Here is a 21,615-nt window from a genome sequence, read left to right as displayed (position 1 = left end):
AAAGTATAAAATTAGTAGTTAGAATTCTAATTATTAGAATTCTAACTACTTTTTTGTTTGAGGTGAATATATATGGATAATACTATTATAGATATTAGATATGGTTTAGTTAAATTTATGTCATTATTTCATAGATTGTTTACTCCAACCTTTAAAAAGGTAAAGGATGATATATACTGCTGTACTAAAAACCAAGTAAGGGCAATAATGATTCTTGGTAAAACTAGAGAAATCACTCCCACTATATTAGGAAAATGTATGGACATGGAAAAAGGCAGCATTACCACTTTAATTGATTCTATGGAAAATATGAATCTAGTATATAGGGAAGATGATCCAAGAGATAAAAGAAAGACTATTATTAAATTATCCGAAGAAGGTAAACAATATTATGCAAAACAAGAAGAAGAGTTTAATAAACGAATAGAAGAACTTTTTCATATTCTTTCTGAAGTAGAAATCAATAAATTTAATGAAAGTTTAAAAACCATCGTAGAAATATTGGAAAAAGTGAGGGATGATTAATGAATGAAAGAAATGAAAGATCAAAATTTTTAGGTGAAGAAGAAATTGGTAAACTTCTTTTGAAGTTTTCTATACCTGCTATAGTAGGTATGTTAGTAAATGCATTATATAATATAGTAGACCGAATATTCATAGGTAAGGGAGTAGGCAGCATAGGAATTGGTGCTATATTTGTCACTTCACCTGTTGCTTTAATTCTTATGGCCTTTGGTATGCTAATAGGATTTGGTGGAAATTCCTTATCATCTATAAGATTAGGAGAAGGTAAGAAAGATGAAGCAGAAAAAATCTTAGGAAATGCTCTAGTATTATTATTCATTATTTCAATAACGCTTAGTATTTCAGGCCTAATTTTTATTGAACCATTACTTAAAATTTTTGGTGCAAGTGAAACCATACTGCCTCATGCTGTAGATTATATGTCTATAATCCTTATAGGAGCACCTTTCCAAGCTGTAGGCTTTGGAATTAACGCTTTTATTAGAGGAGAAGGTAATCCAAAAATTGCAATGGTTACCATGCTAATTGGAGCAATCCTTAATATAATATTAGATTATATATTCATATTTATATTCAATATGGGAATAAAAGGGGCAGCATTAGCTACTATTATTTCTCAAGCAGTTTCTGCCATTTGGGTTCTCAGTTATTTCTTTGGTAGTAGAAGTATGTTGAATTTAAAAAAAGAAAATATGAAATTGAGAAAGAATATTATTAAAAGTATTTTTTCCATTGGTTTTGCACCTTTTAGTATGCAATTAGCTGCTAGTTTAGTAACAGCTATTTTAAATAATAGTTTAAATACTTATGGGGGAGACATTGCTGTTTCAAGCATGGGAGTTATCCATAGTATTACTATGCTAATACTTATGCCAGTCTTTGGTATAAATCAAGGAGCTCAACCTATTATCGGTTTTAACTATGGTGCAAAAAAATATACAAGGGTAAAAGAAGCTCTAAAAAAAGCAATAATGGCTGCAACTGCCGTATTAACTTTAGGTTTCCTAATTACTCAGACAATACCCCATAGGTTATTTGGTATGTTTTTAGAAAAAGGACCTGAGATGGATAAGATAGCAGATGTTGGTATTAAGGGATTAAAGATTTATTTAGCTATGTTACCTATTATAGGTTTCCAAATAGTTAGTTCCAATTATTTTCAAGCTACTGGCAAACCTAAGCAATCTGCCTTTTTAAGCCTATCTAGGCAAGTGTTAGTTCTAATACCAGCCCTATTGATTTTACCAAGGTTTTTTGGTCTAACAGGAGTATGGTTAGCAGGTCCAGTATCGGATCTGACTGCATCAATTGTAACCGCTTTATTTTTGATAAAGGATTTAAAAGAATTAAATAATGGTATTCACATAAATAATAGGATGATCGAAGAAAGGTAAAACAAATGAGTTCTCTTTTGGCTTCATGCCAAAAGAGAACTCATTTTATTAAATCTATGAAATGCTTAGTCATCTTAGCAGTATAACCCCAGATTATATAATCATTATAATTATAAAAATAGACTGAATGTTTATCAAACCGCCAATTATAATTTTTCCCATTAGGTATTAGATTATATGGGAAATCCTCACTTATAGCTGGATGCAAATCTATATAATATAGATTTGGCTCATTATTAATAAAAAAATTTATAGGAACTGTGAATATATGATCTACCTCATCCTTATTTGGTATAATCTTATCCACATCTATATTGTGAATTGTGGCTAAAAAAGAATGGATTACTGTATTCGCATGGGAAACAAGATAATCTAATTCTCCTATTATATTTATATTTTCTTTCTCAATATTAAGTTCTTCCATAGTTTCCCTTATGGCTGCTTCACTATAAGTTTCATCTTTTTCTACTTGTCCTCCTGGAAAAGATATTTCTCCAGGTTGTCTTTTTAAATCTTTAGCTCTTAGCTCATATATTATTTCCCATTTTCCCTTATTCTCTATTAAAGGAATAAGAACTGCATATTTTTGTTTGACCTCCAATGGTTCTACTCTTCTTTCCTTTATCTTATTAATAATATCTTCTATATCCATAGATATACCCCCATAAAAAATTTAAGCGGTCATACATGACCGCCTTTTTATATTATAACAGAGCTTCTCCTTCATCCCAATCTACTGGACAAAGCCCCCCTGTTTTAAGTGCCCTTAACACCCTTAATGTTTCGTCAACAGATCTTCCCACATTTAGATCATGTACTACAGAATATCTAACAATGCCTTCTGGATCAATTATAAATAGCCCCCTTAGAGCAACGCCTTCTTCTTCAATTAATACTCCATAATCTTTTGCAACCTTCTTTGTCATATCTGATGCTATTGGGAAATTAATTTTTCCTAGACTTGAATTAATCCAAGCCTTATGGGAATGTTCACTATCCACACTTATAGCAAGTACTTCTGCATTTTCTTTTTTAAAATCTTCATATCTCTTACTATATCCTGTAATTTCTGTAGGACATACGAATGTAAAATCCAATGGGTAGAAGAACATAACTAACCATTTGCCTTCATAATCCTTTAACCCAATTTTACAAAAGTCACTTCCGTCCCCTTCACAAGCATTCATTATAAAATCTGGTGCTTTTCTTCCTACTAACCTTTCCATTTCTTACCTCCTATATATAAGTCTATTCTTTTGTAACTATCTTATTTATATCCAATAATTAATTTTTTAAACATATAATGATAGCAATTATCGTTATCATAATAAGTTTCCATTTTTGCCCCTAATAGCATAAGCGAGAACTTATTACCATTTATTTAAAAACCCTAAAGCCAATGGCTTTAGGGTTTTTATTACTTAATTATTTAATTGGTGTAACGTCTTCTGCTTGAGGGCCTTTTTGTCCTTCAACTATTCTAAAGGATACTGCTTCCCCTTCTTCTAAAGTTTTGAATCCTTGTTTGTTAATTTGAGAAAAATGTACGAATACATCATTTCCTTCTTCAGTTTGAATAAATCCAAAACCTTTTTCTGAGTTAAACCATTTAACTGTACCGTTAGTCATTCTTAATTACCTCCAAAAATTTATTTCCTTTAATTCACAGGGCCTTAATAAGAAATAAAGATTTGGAGATTAAATAATCTATTTAAATCTTATTTCTTTAAACCAATTTCTGTTAGACAATATTTAAAATAAAATGTTACTGATGAATTAAAGTTTCAATTTATTATAACCCGTATTCTAAAAAATAGCAACTAGTATTTAATATATATTTTTGCTTGAAACATTGATTAAGGATAAAGGTTAGAATAAAATTTTACCAACCTCTTTAATAATCTCATCTTTAGTAAAAAAAGATAATAAATCCACTTTTTCTATTATTCTATTTACTATCCCAACTTTTTCATTCTCCTCTGATCTTAAACTTTGTTTTATCAAGTTTAATAATTCATGGTATGAGTAAATCTTAAACCTTTCTATCTCATAGATCTCTGCTAATCTATCTAATAATAATATAAAGATATCTTCATAATCTGATTCTTTTTCCACTCCCAAGATTGTTGCTATTTTAGGGATAAGAATCTCAAACACTGCTCTTTTGTTAGGCATCCCTTCTATTTTAAATATTTCTTTTAACTTTAATACCTTTTTTTCATCTAATTTAAATAAGAAATCTATAATATAATCTTCATCATTTATAGGTTCAATATAGTAATGATGTCCTTTAAGTCCTCTCAACACTTTTAATCCATCATAATAACCTAATTTAATATTATATCTGGCAGTTTCTCTATCGAAATCCAAAACCCTTCCTAAATTGTCTTTAGGTGAAATAGTTAAAATGTTTAGTCCACGGGAATCTATCTTTTTAACGATACCTGGAGCATGAGTTCTAACTAGTATTAAATTCTTATATCCTTTATCCTTTAATAAATTAGCAGGTAAATTATTATAAATTCCCCCATCTATATATCTTTTTCCATCTATTCTTTCCGTTTTAAATACAGGTAAGTAAGCACTAGCTAATAAATACTCTACCAGTTGTCCTAAAGGAATGTTTTCAATATATATCTCCAATGGCTTAAAGTCCGTCAATGAAACGGAAACTATGCCAAAGTCCTTACCTGAACTTCTAATTTTTTCTTCATCTATTAATTCCATTAATAAATTTTTCAAAGGTGTTATATCCAGACCTTTATCAACAAAAAACCCTTTAATACTATCTACCAATAGTAAAATATCTTCTTTGCTCAGTTTGCCGCTTTTTATCCTTTTTAGTTCTTCTTCACTAGCATTGATAACTTTAGAATAAGAAATATTATGCCATATTTCGTAGGCCTTCTCAAAATCACCTTGAACTATCATGGCCCCATTCAAAGCTCCTACAGAGGTACCTGCTATGCCTTTTATCTCAATTCCTTCTTCCATTATTGCTTTATAAGCTCCAATATGATAGGCACCCTTGGCTCCACCACCTTCTAATACCAACCCATACAAATAACCTTACCTCCTTCTCCCCAGTTTTATCAACTTTTGCATAAAGGAACTAAATATTCTAAGATCTATTTATCCTCTAAAACTGAAGTACAATTTGGACATCTTGTAGCTTCTATAGGTATTTCACTATAACAATATTTACATTTTTTAGTTGTTATAGGAGCTTGTTCTTCTTTTCTCTTAAATCTATTGATCTGCTTGATGACTATAAATAGAGAAAAGGATATTATTAAAAATTCAATAACGGTATTTAGAAATACACCATAATTTAGGGTAGCAGCACCTGCATCTTTAGCTTGTTGTAATGTTGAATAATTATTCCCATCTAGACTAATAAAAAAATTAGTAAAATCAATATTTCCAATCAATCCACCAACTATAGGCATTATTACGTCATTTACTAAAGAAGATACTATTTTCCCAAAAGCTCCTCCAATAATAACTCCTATTGCTAAATCAATTACATTACCTTTTACTGCAAATTCTTTAAATTCTTTGAGCATTTATATTCCTCCCAGCCATAAATTTTTGTTTGTTAATTATTACCCATTCTAGATGTAATAAAAACATCTGCCATTAAACAGATGTTTTATATTATATTTATAATAGTTGAATCCGTTTTAAAAAGTCCTTCTTTACATAAAATTTCTAAATTCTTAATAGTTTCCTCTATAGTATTGCCTATAATACCAATGTTTGGTTTTACTATTATATTTTCATTGGCCAAATAGGCGGCAATAACTGCCTCTTCTGCTGATGTAGATAGTTTCATAGCACAAGTATCTTTAGCTCCATCACATATCATGCCAGTAAGGTTAGCTAACATATTATTAGAAGCCCCACTAATCTGTTCTTGACTACCACCCAACATCCAAGATATAGCTGCACTAGCTCCTACACCGGCACCAATGGCGCATCCACACATGGCTGATAGTTTCCCAGTATGCAACTTTACATATTTGTTTATTATATGGGCTAAAAATATTGCCCTTTTCAATCTTTCTCTCGATATATTATTTTCTTCTGCTACAACTATTATTGGTAAAACTACACCCAGGCCTTGATTTCCACTACCTGAACTAGTCATTATTGGGCAATTGCCTCCGCCCATCCTCATATCTGCAGCTGCTGCTGTTAAAATTCTTGCTCTAGTTGGCCCGTCAACCTTTAATCTTCCTTGTCTCTCTAACTCTATAAGTCCTCTACCTATATTTAACCCATTTTCTGCCTTCATTCCCATTTCTGCAGCATTTTTATTCATATCTATTCCATCATTTATAAAGGCTATGGAGTTTAAAGGAATTGTTTCCACAATTTTTACTATATCTTTAAAAGTCAAATTCTTTATAAAATCTGCTACTAAACCCTTGTCCTTGTTTAAAACACCTTTATAAACTATTTTTCCATTTACTTCAACCCTGTCAATATGATTATGAGCATCCTTTAATACTACTTTTACCGTTTTTTCTTTACTTATGGCAACGATCTCTATATAAACATCTGGGGTGTTTCCCAAGTAACTTACTTCTACTTTTCCTTCTTCTAATACTTTATGTGCTTTTCTAATATGTTCCTCCTTTATGCTCTTTAAGACCATTAACTCATCATCTGGATTGCCACCTAAAATCCCCAACACTCCTGCTAAATCTAATCCCCACTCTTTTGTATTAGGAATAATCACCGATTTCCCGTTTTTAAATATATTCTTACTTGTTTTTATTTCAAGGCTATCAATTTCATCTTTTAAATATCTATTTGCTACAGAGGCTGCATAAGCTACAGCTACAGGTTCTGTACAGCCTAAGGCAGGTATAGTTTCATCTTTTATTATGATTAGCAGTTTTTCTATAATTTTGTTATCCACCATATCAGCACCGCCTTTCTGTTATTATACTCTTACTCCATTGTTTTGCAATAACCATGCCAACATCAAAAAATAAAAGGACCTCCTGATCATTACTCAGTTTGTCCTTTTATTTGACTAAAATTTTAATAAGAGGTCTTTCCCATTATTGAGAATTATATATTAAACTATTGGAATAAGCCTATATAAATGTGTAAATATAGAGGAATTATTATATTTCTCAGGGTTGCAATTTTTTTGCACTATTGCAAATTATATTTATTCAATTTCCTATATAGGGTAGATAAGTTGATTCCCAATATTGAAGATATTTTTTCTTTATCTTCTGTAGTCTTCCCATATTCCTCTAAATAGGATTTAAGTATTTCCCTTTCATAATTATCTAAAATGTCCTTTAGCCTATTATTTTTCTCTGTTTTTACAAGACAATCATTGGAATAATCCCTTATCCCATAGGGTAAATTTTCAAATCTTATCTTCTTTCCTTTTACTACATTTACCAAATACTCCACTACATTCTCCAGTTCTCTTACATTGCCTGGCCAGTTATATTTATTGAATGCATCTTTTACATCTTGGGATAATACTTTCAATTCTTTCCCTAATCTATCACAGTATTTTTGAAGTTGATATCTGCTTAAACTTTCAATATCCTCTATCCTTTCCCTCAATGGAGGAATATAAATTGGTATTACATTTAATCTATAATACAGATCCTCTCTAAATTCTCCTTCTTGTATCATCTCTTCTAAATTCCTATTTGTAGCAGCTATTAGCCTAAAATCCACAGAAATTAACTCTTTGCCTCCTACCCTCATAAATGCTCCTTCTTGTAAAACCCTCAAGATCTTTGGCTGAAGATGTAGAGGCAAGTCTCCTATTTCATCTAAAAACAAAGTACCACCATTAGCTAATTCGAATTTCCCCATCTGTCCTTGCTTATTTGCTCCTGTAAAAGCTCCGCCATCGTAACCAAATAGTTCACTCTCTAATAGATTATCCGGGATCGAGGCACAATTTATAGCTACAAAAGGAAAATTACTCCTACCACTAGCATTATGGATAGCCCTAGCAAATAATTCCTTGCCAGTTCCACTCTCTCCCCTTAATAATACTGTAGATTTGCTAGATGCTATTTTACTAGCTAAATTCTTTACTTCTAACATTTTAGGACTATCTCCAATTATATGATCAAAGGTTATACTGCTTCCACCTTCTATTAATCTGTAAGCACTCCTTACCATATTAGATGTTTCGTGGATTTCAATTATATTGCTTACTTTTTCATCCTTTATCATTACTGGGATTGTCTTTATTATAAAACTTTTTCTCTTACCTTTTACAGTTATCTTTGTTTCAATAGGAGTTTGAGCTTTCAAATCAAAATCTAATTCTGGCAAAATTCTCGATATAGGTTTGTTAATTAAATTTTGAGCCTTAATCTGTAAATAGTCTTCGGTTTTAGAGTTGATAAACTTTATACTTCCATCAACATCAGTACATATTATTCCATTACCAAGACCATCTATTATCATTTTAGTTTCTTCACCTTGTATGGTCAATGCAGTTATCATATTAGTATATTTCAAATTACCTGCTAATAGATCTCCTAATTTGCTTAAAAAAATTATTAGAGAATCATAATCTTCTTGAATTTTATTTTTCTGTTCTATATCAAAGGCTATAAGTCCAATAACTCCTAATAATTCTCCCTTGCTAATAATTGGATATCCAACAGTGGCCAATTCAGCACAATTGCCCTTCAAACTACAACCAAAACATTTCTTACTTATATTAGGACTATCAATAAATTCCGGTTTCCCTTTATTAGCCACTAATTCAAAGGAACAGTTTTTAGGCAAAGTTTTGCCTATTAGTTCTTTATACATACCAGTAGCTGCAACTCTTATTAACTTTTTATCTACAATGGTTACATCTACATTTAGTACTGCTGAAATAGCCTCAGCAACTTCTTGAACGGAATTTTGTATATTAAACAACTCCACTTAAACCACATCCCTCTATAATCAACTAGGAATTGTTCCTATTTCCATCATAAAATATTTGGTCTAATACTATAACAATTGATAAAATAAATGGTTGGTCTTCCTCATCTAATATATCTACAGAATAGGTATCAGAAAAGGAAATCCACTTCTTGTTTATCCATGCAACTGGTTGGCCATTTTTTAAAATATTAAAATCATGATGGAATACATCCCCATCAATAGTCAAATCACCATAGGAGCTTTCAATATAAAATTTAGGTTTGAAAAAAGTAAACTCTTTTTTAATTTTTCCTATAAGACTTCCATCTCTATAGATATGATACTCTGGCAAAAATCTAAGTAGCTGCTGTTCTATATATATAAGCTCTCTTCCATTTAAATCATATATATTAAGTTTGTTACCTAAAGAGAATATTTTACCTACTACCTCGTATTGGGGATAGCCATGCTCATCTTCAATATTAAATCTATCTGCAAATGTAAAAATTTTTTCTTTTATTATATATCTCATCACATTCTCCTTCTATTGCATTTATTTTAATAAACCTTAGACACTTACATTATATTATATATAAATGAATATATCCATATACTATATCATTTAGGTTCAATAAAACAATAAAATATGATAATATATTATATAATTATCTATATATTCATAAAGGAGAAAAGATAGATGGAGAAAAGAAAATCTTGGAATGAATATTTTATGCAAATAGCCGAAATAGTGGCTACTCGTTCTACCTGTGATAGGGCAGAGGTTGGATGTTTAATCGTCAATGATGATAACAGGATAGTCTCTACTGGATATAATGGCTCTATATCTGGCAATCCTCATTGTGATGATGTAGGACATACTATGAGAGATGGTCATTGTATTGCTACTATACATGCTGAAATGAATGCCCTACTATATTGTGCAAAGGAAGGTATCTCAGTTAACGGGTGTAAGATATACGTTACCCATTTTCCTTGTCTTAATTGCACCAAGGCATTAATACAAGCTGGAATTAAAAAAATTTTTTACAAGCACAGCTATAGGATCGACGATTATGCTTTAGAATTATTGAAAAAAAATAATATTCCTTATGAAAAAATATAATACTAATGGAATATTCCATTAGTATTATATGCCTAAAGCTTCTTTTGCTAACATATCTGCTTCCTCATTATATTTATTTCCGGAATGGGCTTTGATTTTTATAAACACTACTCTTAATCTATCTTTAATGGAATCATAATATTTTTTATATTTTTTAGTACCATATTTATTAGTTTTCCATTCTCCGACTGCCCATTTTTCTATCCCTGCATAATCATAGTGTAGATAAAGAACTTCCTTATGTCTATTTAAGGCCTCTTCCATTGCAAATATGGCTCCCTTTATTTCTCCAGCAACATTTCTCATATCTACTAGATTGGCATCCTCTTCTTTTTTTGAGTAAGTTTCTTTTCCTTCATCTGTAAATATAACGGCACCAAAACTATAACATCTATTATTCAAATCAAAGCTACCATCTACATAAGCAGCCATTTCATTTTCTTTTAAATCCATTATATCCTTTTCTTCAGATAATTTTCCTGCTCCTTCCATAAAACCTAAAGCTTCTTCATAAGTAGAAAATTTCTTATACTTTGCATTAGAATATCCCTTTACCTGAGTCTGGCATTCATCCCAAGTTTCATATATACCTGTTTTTCTGCCTTCTTTGACTGCATAATAATATTTAGCCATAGTTCACCCCTTAAATTCATATTAGTATATCCATTCTACTACTTCTTCCATAGATTTTCTAGTCTTTGGTCTTTTTGGATCCTCTTTTCTATAGCCAAAAACCACCATAGAAGAAACACCAAAGTGTTCTCTATCGATAATCTCCTCTTTTTCCAATAATATCTCTAACTTTTCTCTATGAAATCCTTCTATAGGACAAGAATCAATACCAATTTCTGCAGCTGCAGTCATCATATTCCCAAGGGCTATGTAAGTTTGCATTACTGCCCAATCAAATATATTTCTATCTTCTTCAAGAAGTTTAAAATCCTCCTTCTGGAAATTCCTATATCTTTCTATTCTTGCTTCCGCCAAATCTCCAGGTATATTATGAACATCCTCAACCATGTATTTAATATAATCGGAACTAAATATCATATCCCTTTTTTTACGTGCTAATATTATAACCAAGTGGCTTAAAGTAGGCATTTGCCTTTGAACTCCCCATGCAACAGGTAAAATTTTTTGCCTAAGATTTTCATTTTCTATTACAAGGAATTTCCAAGGCTCAAATCCAAAAGAACTAGGGGATAGTCTCCCTACCTCCAGTATGAATTTTAAATCTTCTTCCGCTACCTTTTTATTCTTGTCGAACTCCTTACAAGCAAATCTAAACCTATGAGCTTTTAAAATTTCTTCCTTTTTTCTATCCATTATTAATCCTCCTGTTAATTATTTTATATTGTCTATATACCCTATTATTTGAAATAACTGATAATTTATTTAAAACTAAATATTTCAAATAATCTAAAATGTTTACTTGTTCTAAATATTATAAATGGTATAATTAAATTGTGTCAGGTACTATTTTGTCAAATATTATATTATAAAGGAGGCTTTATAATGGATATTAGTTTAATCGGAGTACCCATTATGTATGGTTGTGATCGCCAAGGCGCTCAATATGGACCAGAAAAGTTAAGACATAAGGGCATAATAGAGATAATAAAGAAGCACGGGAAAAATGTTTATGATTTAGGTAATCTGTTTATCCCAGATATTCCAGTAGAAAATAAATATGCCCACCATAAAAAAATCAAGTATTTAAAACCTGTAGTTGATATAAATACCAACTTAGCCCATTCAGTCTTTAGTGCTTTATCTTCAAAAAGTTTTCCTTTCATAATTGGCGGAGATCATTCCATCGGTTTAGGCAGTATCTCAGGTTCTAGTAAATTTCATAATAATTTGGCAGTAATATGGATTGATGCCCATGGCGATATTAATACTGGTGAGACTTCTCCATCAGGTAATTCTCATGGTATGCCTTTGGCTGCAGCTTTAGGAGTTGGAGAGCCTTCATTAGTCAACGTATACTATAATGGACCTAAAGTAAAACCTGAAAACGTATTCATTATTGGTGCTAGGGATTTAGACCAAGGAGAGATTGAGCTTGCTGAAGAATTAAATTTAAACCTATATACAATGGACTCTATTAGAAAAGTTAGCCTAGAATCTGTAATACAGGAAATTATTGACATAATAAACAAATCTAATGTAGATGGAATTCATTTAAGCTTTGATATTGATGTATTAGATAAAAGCCTCGTACCTGGAACTGGAACTCCAGTAGAAAAAGGTTTTAGTCTAGATGAAGGGAAGATACTTCTTAAAGAGTTGCTGGCCCTAGGAATGATTAAATCTATGGATCTAGTAGAGTTAAACCCTCTACTAGATGAAAATGATACCACAGCTGAACTCTGTATAGAACTAGTGGATTGGATTTTTAAATATTTATAATTTTTTTAAATATAAAGGATTTTTATAAATAACTAAAGAAAAAGGAGGTTTTGCTTTGAAAGCACTAATAACTTTTAAGTACACAGACGAAGAGTTTAAAACTTTAGAAAACTTAGGTTATGAAATAATATTTAAGGATGAAAGGGATATAAGTTTTTCTGATGAAATGAAAGATGCAGATATTTTGGTATGTTTTGATCCTTTCAATAAGCTGGATATCAGTATGTTGCCGAAACTTAAATGGATACAGCTTCTAAGCGCTGGTATCAATCAAGTTCCAGTAGATAAAGTATTAAATCAAAATATTATTCTTACAAACAATAGGGGAGGATACAGTATTCCTATAGCTGAATGGATCATACTTAAAACATTAGAGATGTATAAAAATAGTAAAGAGTTTTATGAAAAACAAAAGAATAAAAACTGGAAAATAGATACTTCTCTCTTAGAGATTTATGGAAAAACCATAGGTTTTATAGGAACTGGTTCTATTGCTCAAGAAGCAGCAAAGAGGTTTGAAGGGTTTGGTGTAGATATAATTGGAATAAACGCTAGCGGAAAAAAAGCAGAACATTTTCATGAATGTTTCTGTGTAGATAAATTAGATGAAATAGTAAACCAATGTGATGTTTTAATAGTAGCAGCACCTTATACTGAAGAAAGTCATCACCTTATAGATGAAAATGTATTCAAAAATATGAAAGATGGAACCTATCTAATCAATATAGCTCGAGGTAGTATAATAGATGAAGAAGCACTTATTCGCAATTTAAAATCAGGAAAGATAAAAAAAGCGGCTTTAGATGTATTTGAAATTGAACCATTACCAGAGAATAGTCCTCTATGGAATATGGATAATGTAATAATCTCTCCTCATAATTCTTGGGCTTCAGAGATGAATTTTAGAAGGAGGTATGAAATTGCCTATAAAAATATGAAACGGTATATAAATAATGAAGATTTAATCAATATTGTAGATTTAAAAAGAGGATATTGACTTATATGTCGATATCCTCTTCATTATATACTATAATAGAATGGATAAGGATAATTTTATTGAATAATAACTATACAAATATATAGAAAAAATGAAACTCAATTAAAAATCGAAAAAAATAAAGCTATCTAGAAAGATTTTTAGACTTGTTTAGAAAATAATATTAAAGGTCTTCTTAAGTTAAGAAGACCTTTAATATTATTGGTGGAGATAAGGGGATTCGAACCCCTGACCTCTTGACTGCCAGTCAAGCATTCTCCCACTGAACTATATCCCCATCGTATAAGATAATACTACTTTTTACTATTCTGGTCAAGTAAAATTTTCATAATTAATCAAAGCTATTATTTAACCTCAAAAAAGGGTATTATATAAATGTGATATAAAATTGGTAAAGGAGTGGTAATAAATGAACCCAATGTTACAAAAATTAGTTGACCAAGATTTCATGACAGAGTCTCAATGTGAATATCTAGAAGAAGTCATTAAAAGAAAAGAATCTATCATAGTTTCAGGCCATAAAGGCTGGGGAATTCGTCCCTTAATGGCTACTTTAATGGCTGTAGCCAAAATGAATTCCAAAGCCATTCAAGTTAAGGGTTTTGATGATTTAAAAAATGACAAAACTGAATACTTCTTGATTCCAGGGATAAATGATATTGATTTTGAAAAATTAATCGCCCAAGCTATGGCTACCCCTAATACATCTTTCATAAGTATAAAAGATCCAGAACATCCTTATTCAATTTTTAAACTTTTAAGAGAAGTTTTCAAGGAAAATAGAGATACTTCTAAAGTATACCAAATTCTTGAATGCGCTAAAATAGATGATATGCCTAAACTAGTTAAAATAACCCAAATTACTTTAGATGAAAAAGGTAAACTAATAAAAGTTGATTTTAAAGAATAAGGTATAGAATTTTAAATATAGTGACGAAAAACTCGTCACTATATTTAATTTAAATTAATGAAGAGCAATTCCTGATAGCTTTATGGCCTTTCTGGTTATTCCATATACAAAAACTGTACCTATTCCATTTACTATAGTGGTAGGAATTACTACACTTACTATTAACATTTTCAAGGGAACAGGTAATCCTGTAATAAAAGAGGCAGACCCTAAAAATATTATTCCACTTATAAAAGTTCCCAAGCCTCCAATCACTCCAACTACAATAGGGTTATTTTTGAATCGACTAAGATATTTAATAACAATAAATAATGCTAAACATGTAATTAGTTTATCTATTATATTAGGTAATTGACCTCCTGGAAAAGTGGTAGCCATAGCAGAAAGTAATCCTGCTAGTAATCCTGTCAATATAGTATTTTCAAATTTATTATTTAATAAAAGGGAAACAAACATAAAAGATAGAAGAAAATCAAATTTCATCCCACCTAATATCCCTGGCGTAATTTGATGTAAAATAAAACCGATGGCTAATAGTAATGTTGTAAAAATATTGTTTTTCAATTTCATTATAAACGCCTCCTTATTTATTTTTCTTATTATATTTTTCCGGTAATTCCAATCATATTGTTCTGTTCACAACATTCTACTTCACCACCTTTCCATTTAATCAATAAAAAAAGCCTTCCATCCCATAAAAGGACGAAAGACTGCTTTCGCGGTGCCACCTTAATTAGACTATCTATTGGATAATCTCGCTTCTACAGATACCTAGCATAAAGCTATATATCCTATTCCTATAACGGGAAATCCCCGGTATTGACTACTCTAATTTTTACCATTTCGCCAAACTCCTTGTAGATCCATTCACTAAAATTATGGTATCGGGCTTCCACCAACTCCGACTCGCTAAAACCACGTCCATTTAGTTACTATTTCTACGCATTGAATTTAACTTAATTGAAATAATTGTATGATATTTAGATAGAAAAGTCAAGTAAAATTCTTTTATAATATAGGATCCTTTTTAGATATTGTATTTTAGGGTATCATGATTATAACACTTTAGAAAGGGGTAATTTATAATGAAAAAAACTAAAATCGAAGCTAATTTAAAAGGAAATATGGGATTTGAAATGAAATTAGATGGTCATAACTTCATTACTGATGCTTCTGAAGAAATTGGAGGCAATGATTTAGGTCCTCGTCCTAAACAACTGTTGTTAGTAGGTTTGATTGGTTGTACCGGTATCGATGTAATGTCTATATTAAAAAAGATGAAGGTAGAACTTGAAGACTTAAAAATCCAAGTAGAAGCCGATAATACAGGAGAACATCCAAAAGTTTACGAAAATATTCATTTAACATATGTATTTAAAGGGAAAAACCTTCCGAGAAAAAATATTGAAAAGGCCGTATTTCTTTCTCAAGAAAAATATTGTGGTGTAACTGCAATGCTAAAAAAAGTCACATCTGTGACATATGATATAGTAATTGAAGACTAAAAAGCAACAAATGTTGCTTTTTATTTCTTTACTGGAATCTGAATCTCTGTTATAAACTCTTTTTCCTTGGATGTTCCATGTATATCTAAACGATAGATTTCCATTGGTCTTCCACTAAGTTTATATCCATTTTTCTTAATAAAATCCATCATATTTTCAAAATATTTTTGACTTTTTTTATAAGAACCACCATAAATCAATGTTATAAAATGTCCCGAAGGTAATATCATATTATAATCTTCCTCTTCATCGTCTACAAAAAAGAATGCCTTTTCATATAAACTATAGTTCTCCCTTTTCAATCCTTCATCAGCAATAAAAACTCCCATATCTTTATTCCCGAATAGGAATAATTTAGAATCATCTCTACCTTCTAATTTGCGAAAAGCTAAATCTACTTCTTCATCTTTTGACATAATACCTTCAATCAAGATGATCTTTCTCTCTTTTATCTTCTTTACCATTATTTCTCCGTAAGAATCTATATTTTTAAACTCTTCTAAATTAACCAGTTTTTCCTGTAAATTTTCTTTCAACTCCAATAGAGGTTTAATCTTTTCCTCAATTAATTCTATTTCTTTTCTCATTAAATGGATAGTAGTGTCTATACTCCTATTCTCTAGGTATTCTTTTATTTGTTTTGTAGAAAAATCAAGTTTTCTCAAATCTTTAATTATATTTAATCTCCAAATATCATCTATAGAGTATACTCTATACCCATTAGGCCTTCTTTTTGGATTGATAAGCCCTTTCTTTTCATAGTAACGTATAGAATCTGGTCCCAAATTATATAATTTGCATATTTGTCCTATAATATATTCTTTCTTCATATATTTTCCTCTCCTATACTTCTTCTTGACATTAGTATTGTACCAAGGTTTATATTAGTAATCAAGGAGTGATTTCTATGCAACAAAGTAAGTCAAAGTCATATTTGACTAAAAAATTTTTTAAATATCTAATACCTTCCGTAACCGCCATGTGGTTTTTTTCTATTTATACCATGGTAGATGGGATATTTGTTGGAAAAGGAGTAGGCCCTATTGCCCTAGCAGCTGTTAATCTTTCTATGCCTTATATTAATGGTGTTTTTGCAGTATCCCTATTAATTTCAGTAGGGTCTTCTACCTTAATAACATTCTATTTTGGTAAAAATGAAAAGAAAAAAAGTAATGAAATATTTACTTTAAATATAATTCTTATATCTATTATAGGTATTGTATTAACTGGGCTTTCATTAGTCTTTATTGAAAAAATAGCATATTTTTTAGGTGCAAATAATGAAACATTACCTTATGTTGTAGATTATTTAAAAATAATAATTATTTTTAGTACTTTTTTTATGGTAGCTTATTCACTAGAAGTTCTAGTTAAAGCCGATGGATTCCCAATCTACTCTATAATATTCGTCACACTGGCTGCTATAACCAATATTGTACTAGATTATATTCTTGTGATCCGTTATGACTATGGAATAAAAGGTGCAGCATTTGCTACTGGTGCTTCCCAGTTTATATCCTGTATGGCATTTTTATTCCACTTTTTATTTGGAAAATCCAATTTGAAATTTGTTAGACCAAAACTCAATTTTTCTCTCATAAGTAAATTATTTACCATAGGTATCCCTGAAGCACTAACTGAATTATCAGCAGGTTTCACTACCTTTGTATTTAATTTTGCCATTTCAAAACATATCGGTACTTATGGTCTAGCAGCCTTTGGAGTTATTATGTACCTAAATAATTTAGTCCTTATGACCATGGTAGGTATAAATCAAGGAATGCAACCTTTGATTAGTTATTATAATGGAAAAGAAAATTATAAAAATATTGATAGTTTATTAGCCTTAGCTTTAAAAACTTCTTTAGCTTTTGCAGTTTTGTTTTTTGGAATTTCTCAACTATTTCCAAATGAATTGGTTTCCCTTTTTATAAATCCATCTAATAGGAATACATTCTTATTAGCCATAAAGGGTTTAAAGGTATTTAGTTTTGGATTTCTAATTTGTGGATTTAATATTGTCCTTGCTGGCTATTTCACTGCATTAAAAGAAACTGTTAAAGGAACAGTTGTTTCAACATTAAGAGGATATATTCTAATCACTTTAACACTGTTAATTCTTCCAAATATATGGGAGAGTTTTGGTATCTGGATCTCTTCTTTAGTTTGTGAGATTCTAACATTAGGTATAGCTTTAACCATATATACAAGGTTTCAAACTGAATTTAAGGATATTCCTTTATAATTTTTCTATATTTATTTTATATTTAGCATATACTAATTAAACATCAAGATGAAAGGAAGAAGCCTATGGATGATAAGTACATTGTTATAACTGATAATAAGTTTTCTGAACCCATGTCTAAAAAGGAAGCAATAAAATTAGTAAAAGATTATGACAATAAAGGCATAGTTGGATATATTGTATCTGAAGAAGAAGCTAAAAGGATAAAAGATCCAAGTAATTTTAATGAGCCTAAATGGGAATAAATTATAAATAAAGTTTAAAACTCTAGTTTCATGAAATATTATTGAAACTAGAGTTTTACTTTAAAGGAGAACAAAGACAAATAAAATAGCTTTCTTTTTAGCGCTTATTTGACACTAAAAAGAGTTGTTATCCCTCTCTCCCTTAACAACTATTATCCAATACATTTAATATCCATCTTTTATAGTCAATAAATTCTTTGCTTAATACAAATTTTTCTCCTCTTGGTTTTTGATCTTCTATTTTTAACTCTTGTGTTATTCGTCCAGGCTTTCCAGCCATAATATAGATGCGATTAGACAAAACAATCGATTCATCTATATCATGGGTAATAAATAAAGTGGATAATTTAATCTTTTCCATAACATTCTGGTACCAACTATGCATAGTTCTTTTGGTTATAGCATCCAAAGCACTAAAAGGTTCATCTAATAAAGCAACTTCCTGGGAAAATAAATATGTCCGAAGTAATGCTGCCCTTTGCCTCATTCCTCCAGATAACTGATGAGGATATTTATCTTGGTTTCCATCTAGCCCAAAAGTTTTAAAATATTTTTCAGCTTTTAAATTTGCTGATCTCTTGTTTTCTCCTTTTATAATAAGAGGTAGTGATACATTGTCCAAGACCGTTTTATATGGTAATAATAGATCCTTTTGTAGCATATAACTAATATGCCCAGACTCTCCTGTGATATCTTTATTGTCTAATAAAACTTTTCCTCCATCTGGAACTAATAAACCAGATATGATATTAAATAATGTAGTCTTTCCTACTCCGCTAACTCCTAATAAACATACTATTTCACCTTCATTTACTTCCAATGAAATATCTTTAATTATCTCCTTCTTACCATAAGACTTTGATATATTATTTACACTAAGTTTTGCGATAGTGTCAAGTTACTGTAGGAAAAAAATAATTAGTATTATCCCCAGTTTGATGGAGTATGCTAAAATACTTAATTTAATATACTTATTACAATATGTTTTTTTGGCATAACAAATAAACAATAATATTTTTTAAAACATCGGTTATCTTAAACTCTATACAACCTCTGTTTTCTCAAATATTATTGCTTAGTATATTTATATTAAAATGCCTTCAAAAACCCTTTTATGCACCCCTTAATGCCTTTAATGTCTGCCTTTGCCATGTTCGCCTTCCATCGTTTATACATGGTAGGTTGTCTATACTCCCTGGCAATGCTGTCTTTATCTTCTTCTTTACTATTCTTTTCTCTTTTTTTGTTTTCTTTTTTCTTCTTGCTCATAAGTTCATATATATCTCCGCCATTTGCTTTGTATACTCTTAATCTTGCTATTTGATCTGCTCCTATTAAACTCCATCCCATTGGTCGTGAACTTAATCTAGAGGATAATACATGGCTTATATGGCCTTCTGCGCTACAGCCTATATACCCTTCTTCCATACCTTTTTCTATCCCTTTCCAGTTATTTAGTATATATCGTTTGCTTTTCTTTACTGCTTCTTTTTTAGTTTCTGATTCTGTTTCTGCTGTTATGAAGTTTAGTAATTCTATCACGCCTTTTTTATTTAGATTTCTTATATAAGTCCACAATGGTTCAAATGTTTGTGGCATATGGGCCGTTGCTGTTTTTACATATTTGGATAGATGAAAGTAATCTAATACATATTCGCTTCCCTTAATCCAATTCAATCCTTCTTTTATCCAACTTGCACCATCGCCTGAAATGTATATCTTTTCTACTCTATCTAAATCATAGGCTTCTTCTAAATAGTTAGCTACATCTAACCATAAATCTTCACTGGCAATTAAAGAGCCTGTAAATAGTCTTTTATTTATTAGTTCGTATCTGCCTTTTGATTTAAATCTTTTTCCTTCATGGACATATATTAATTTTATTTCCTTATTACGCCCATTTTGCAAGGCTACATGATCTTCGTCTGCTTCTATGTATAGGGTTTTTACTACCCTTTTCTTAAGGGGTATTTCTGCTTCATCGTTTTCTACGTTACCTAACCTTCTTATGGTATTCATTACTGTTTGTCTTGTTACTTGTACATTATTTGATGCCCTTTTCCCAGATTTCTCATAGGAAGTCTCAATGGCTTCTTCTATTAGTTCTGATTCATATGATAAGTCCATTCTTTCATATGGATATATTCCTACTAGTTCATCTGAAAGATATCTATAACTTCCATCTTTTTTGCTTTTATAGTAGGTCCTTTCATAATTTACTTCTCCAAATTTTGTAATTAAAGTTTTTCTATCATTTCTTCTTTGTATGTAATACTCCCTTTTCCTTTTACTAGATTCCCTTATTACTTCATCTAGCATCTCTAAGGCTTCTTTTACTATCATAACTCCTATCTCATCCAATGATTTACTGGTATTTTGAATAAATTTGGATATATCTCTGCTATTTAACATCAAATCTTCTATATTATCCTTAATATCTTTAGTGATTTTTTCAATAATTTGGTGTATAATTGTATTCATAAGAATAGCCTCCTTTATGTTATGTTGTTGTTTAGCATACTTCCATCATAACATATGGGGCTATTCTTTTTTGTATTTTTTCCTACAATTATTTTACACTAAGTTGCTTTCTCACTTAATTTTAACTGTATTTAGCTACATAATAGACTGCTTTAAAAAATAACATCAAGTGGATTTTCTAATATAGGAAATGTCACCTTATATTTTAAATCTATATCCTGCTCCCCATACGGTTTCAATAAATGTGCGACCTTTAGGATTATCCTCAATTTTTTCTCTTATTCTTGCTATATGTACAGTTATAGTTGATGCATCTGATAAAGAGTCATAACCCCAAACCCTTTCAAATAGTTCCTCTTTGCTAAAAACTCTATTTGGATTTTCTACTAAAAACAAGAGCAAATCAAACTCCTTCTGAGTTAAGAAAACTTCATTATCATCTATATAGACCCTACGGTCTTGCTTATTAATAGATAATGGTCCAACTGTTAACAACTTCATTTTAGAACCGTGTTTAAACCTTTCATATGTCTTTATATGACTATTTACTCTCGCTACCAGTTCACCCATGCCAAAAGGTTTAGTTATATAATCGTCAGCTCCTAAGTTTAATCCTTTAATCTTAAATATTTCATCGGATTTTGCAGATACGATAAGTATAGGTATTTGCTTTGTATTGGATATTTCTCTTAATATATCAAAGCCATCCCTTTTAGGAAGCATCAAATCTAAAATAATTAAATCAAAATCTTCATTTTTAATATACTCAAAACCAGAATTACCATCAAAAGCACATACAACTTCATAACCACTCATTTCCAAATAATCTTTTTGAAGCTCCGATATGCTTTTATCATCTTCAA

Annotated in this window: 24 protein-coding genes, 1 tRNA gene and 1 other annotated feature; of the genes, 9 read left to right on the top strand and 16 right to left on the bottom strand. The window is 30.4% G+C overall.

What is annotated here, in order from left to right; all coding sequences use genetic code 11:
* The first annotated feature begins 72 nt into the window (after positions 1-72).
* On the top strand, positions 73-525 hold the full coding sequence (locus C3E89_RS02500) for a MarR family winged helix-turn-helix transcriptional regulator (RefSeq protein WP_236910920.1): 453 nt from the start codon (positions 73-75) through the stop codon (positions 523-525).
* Positions 525-1,919, top strand: coding sequence for an MATE family efflux transporter (locus C3E89_RS02495; protein ID WP_236910919.1), 1,395 nt, complete (start codon positions 525-527; stop codon positions 1,917-1,919). The genes C3E89_RS02500 and C3E89_RS02495 overlap by 1 nt, the downstream gene beginning before the upstream one ends.
* Positions 1,920-1,959: 40 nt before the next feature.
* Here the strand turns inward: C3E89_RS02495 and C3E89_RS02490 are convergent, their stop codons facing one another.
* The 8 genes from C3E89_RS02490 to C3E89_RS02455 all read right to left on the bottom strand — a co-directional run bounded on the left by C3E89_RS02490 (position 1,960) and on the right by C3E89_RS02455 (position 9,366).
* Entirely contained in the window at positions 1,960-2,571 is a 612-nt protein-coding gene (locus tag C3E89_RS02490) for an NUDIX hydrolase (RefSeq protein WP_236910918.1), read from the bottom strand.
* A 52-nt stretch (positions 2,572-2,623) separates the two neighbouring features.
* Positions 2,624-3,145, bottom strand: a complete 522-nt coding sequence (locus tag C3E89_RS02485; protein WP_236910917.1) for a peroxiredoxin — start codon at positions 3,143-3,145, stop codon at positions 2,624-2,626.
* A 199-nt stretch (positions 3,146-3,344) separates the two neighbouring features.
* On the bottom strand, positions 3,345-3,548 hold the full coding sequence (locus C3E89_RS02480; protein ID WP_005582562.1) for a cold-shock protein: 204 nt from the start codon (positions 3,546-3,548) through the stop codon (positions 3,345-3,347).
* Positions 3,549-3,788: 240 nt separating this feature from the next.
* On the bottom strand, positions 3,789-4,982 hold the full coding sequence (locus C3E89_RS02475) for a patatin-like phospholipase family protein (RefSeq protein WP_236910916.1): 1,194 nt from the start codon (positions 4,980-4,982) through the stop codon (positions 3,789-3,791).
* Positions 4,983-5,047: 65 nt separating this feature from the next.
* Positions 5,048-5,485 (bottom strand): large conductance mechanosensitive channel protein MscL, encoded by a 438-nt coding sequence (gene mscL / locus C3E89_RS02470; protein WP_236910915.1) that lies wholly within the window; start codon positions 5,483-5,485, stop codon positions 5,048-5,050.
* Positions 5,486-5,571: 86 nt separating this feature from the next.
* Entirely contained in the window at positions 5,572-6,849 is a 1,278-nt protein-coding gene (locus C3E89_RS02465; RefSeq protein ID WP_236910914.1) for an L-cysteine desulfidase family protein, read from the bottom strand.
* Positions 6,850-7,088: 239 nt separating this feature from the next.
* Entirely contained in the window at positions 7,089-8,852 is a 1,764-nt protein-coding gene (locus tag C3E89_RS02460) for a sigma 54-interacting transcriptional regulator (RefSeq protein WP_236910913.1), read from the bottom strand.
* A gap of 25 nt (positions 8,853-8,877) precedes the next feature.
* On the bottom strand, positions 8,878-9,366 hold the full coding sequence (locus C3E89_RS02455; protein ID WP_236910912.1) for an LURP-one-related/scramblase family protein: 489 nt from the start codon (positions 9,364-9,366) through the stop codon (positions 8,878-8,880).
* 165 nt (positions 9,367-9,531) lie between these two features.
* Here C3E89_RS02455 and C3E89_RS02450 point away from each other — a divergent pair, with 165 nt between their 5' ends.
* Positions 9,532-9,957, top strand: a complete 426-nt coding sequence (locus C3E89_RS02450) for a deoxycytidylate deaminase (protein ID WP_236910911.1) — start codon at positions 9,532-9,534, stop codon at positions 9,955-9,957.
* A 24-nt stretch (positions 9,958-9,981) separates the two neighbouring features.
* On the opposite strand, the gene C3E89_RS02445 is transcribed toward C3E89_RS02450, so the two are convergent.
* Together C3E89_RS02445 and C3E89_RS02440 are read right to left on the bottom strand one after the other, a co-directional pair.
* Positions 9,982-10,590 (bottom strand): ribonuclease H1 domain-containing protein, encoded by a 609-nt coding sequence (locus tag C3E89_RS02445; RefSeq protein ID WP_236910910.1) that lies wholly within the window; start codon positions 10,588-10,590, stop codon positions 9,982-9,984.
* Positions 10,591-10,611: 21 nt separating this feature from the next.
* Complete coding sequence (locus C3E89_RS02440; protein ID WP_236910909.1) at positions 10,612-11,283, bottom strand: NAD(P)H-dependent oxidoreductase; 672 nt, start codon at positions 11,281-11,283, stop codon at positions 10,612-10,614.
* Positions 11,284-11,472: 189 nt separating this feature from the next.
* Here C3E89_RS02440 and rocF point away from each other — a divergent pair, with 189 nt between their 5' ends.
* Both rocF and C3E89_RS02430 read left to right on the top strand, forming a co-directional pair.
* On the top strand, positions 11,473-12,369 hold the full coding sequence (rocF, locus tag C3E89_RS02435; RefSeq protein WP_236910908.1) for an arginase: 897 nt from the start codon (positions 11,473-11,475) through the stop codon (positions 12,367-12,369).
* 55 nt (positions 12,370-12,424) lie between these two features.
* Positions 12,425-13,366 carry a phosphoglycerate dehydrogenase gene (locus C3E89_RS02430; RefSeq protein ID WP_236910907.1) on the top strand — a complete coding sequence of 314 codons (942 nt, stop codon included), beginning with the start codon at positions 12,425-12,427 and terminating at the stop codon, positions 13,364-13,366.
* A gap of 202 nt (positions 13,367-13,568) precedes the next feature.
* Here the strand turns inward: C3E89_RS02430 and C3E89_RS02425 are convergent.
* Positions 13,569-13,643 (bottom strand) — tRNA-Ala (locus C3E89_RS02425).
* A gap of 132 nt (positions 13,644-13,775) precedes the next feature.
* Here C3E89_RS02425 and C3E89_RS02420 point away from each other — a divergent pair.
* Positions 13,776-14,276, top strand: coding sequence for a hypothetical protein (locus tag C3E89_RS02420; protein WP_236910906.1), 501 nt, complete (start codon positions 13,776-13,778; stop codon positions 14,274-14,276).
* A gap of 54 nt (positions 14,277-14,330) precedes the next feature.
* Here C3E89_RS02420 and C3E89_RS02415 read toward each other — a convergent pair whose 3' ends face one another.
* Entirely contained in the window at positions 14,331-14,846 is a 516-nt protein-coding gene (locus C3E89_RS02415; protein WP_236910905.1) for a tryptophan transporter, read from the bottom strand.
* A 125-nt stretch (positions 14,847-14,971) separates the two neighbouring features.
* Positions 14,972-15,231, bottom strand: a binding site (T-box leader).
* A 130-nt stretch (positions 15,232-15,361) separates the two neighbouring features.
* Here C3E89_RS02415 and C3E89_RS02410 point away from each other — a divergent pair.
* Positions 15,362-15,781: an OsmC family protein gene (locus tag C3E89_RS02410; RefSeq protein WP_236910904.1), complete on the top strand. Its 420-nt coding sequence runs from the start codon at positions 15,362-15,364 to the stop codon at positions 15,779-15,781.
* A gap of 20 nt (positions 15,782-15,801) precedes the next feature.
* On the opposite strand, the gene C3E89_RS02405 is transcribed toward C3E89_RS02410, so the two are convergent.
* Positions 15,802-16,611: a MerR family transcriptional regulator gene (locus C3E89_RS02405; RefSeq protein ID WP_236910903.1), complete on the bottom strand. Its 810-nt coding sequence runs from the start codon at positions 16,609-16,611 to the stop codon at positions 15,802-15,804.
* A 77-nt stretch (positions 16,612-16,688) separates the two neighbouring features.
* On the opposite strand from C3E89_RS02405, the gene C3E89_RS02400 reads away from it, so the two are divergent.
* Together C3E89_RS02400 and C3E89_RS02395 are read left to right on the top strand one after the other, a co-directional pair.
* Entirely contained in the window at positions 16,689-18,026 is a 1,338-nt protein-coding gene (locus C3E89_RS02400) for an MATE family efflux transporter (protein WP_236910902.1), read from the top strand.
* Between the two features lie 65 nt (positions 18,027-18,091).
* Positions 18,092-18,271 (top strand): hypothetical protein, encoded by a 180-nt coding sequence (locus tag C3E89_RS02395; RefSeq protein ID WP_236910901.1) that lies wholly within the window; start codon positions 18,092-18,094, stop codon positions 18,269-18,271.
* A 142-nt stretch (positions 18,272-18,413) separates the two neighbouring features.
* Here C3E89_RS02395 and C3E89_RS02390 read toward each other — a convergent pair whose 3' ends face one another.
* The 3 genes from C3E89_RS02390 to C3E89_RS02380 all read right to left on the bottom strand — a co-directional run.
* The gene (locus C3E89_RS02390) at positions 18,414-19,160 is read right to left on the bottom strand and encodes an ABC transporter ATP-binding protein (protein WP_236913426.1); all 747 of its coding nucleotides are present in this window, start codon (positions 19,158-19,160) and stop codon (positions 18,414-18,416) included.
* A 200-nt stretch (positions 19,161-19,360) separates the two neighbouring features.
* On the bottom strand, positions 19,361-20,752 hold the full coding sequence (locus C3E89_RS02385) for an ISLre2 family transposase (RefSeq protein ID WP_236910900.1): 1,392 nt from the start codon (positions 20,750-20,752) through the stop codon (positions 19,361-19,363).
* 198 nt (positions 20,753-20,950) lie between these two features.
* The coding region (locus C3E89_RS02380) for a response regulator transcription factor (RefSeq protein WP_236910899.1) at positions 20,951-21,615 on the bottom strand (665 nt) is incomplete at its 5' end.

The sequence above is a fragment of the Clostridium sp. Cult1 genome (assembly GCF_021655095.1).
GTDB lineage: Bacteria > Bacillota > Clostridia > Tissierellales > Tepidimicrobiaceae > Schnuerera.
This window is presented reverse-complemented; position numbering and strand designations above follow the sequence as displayed.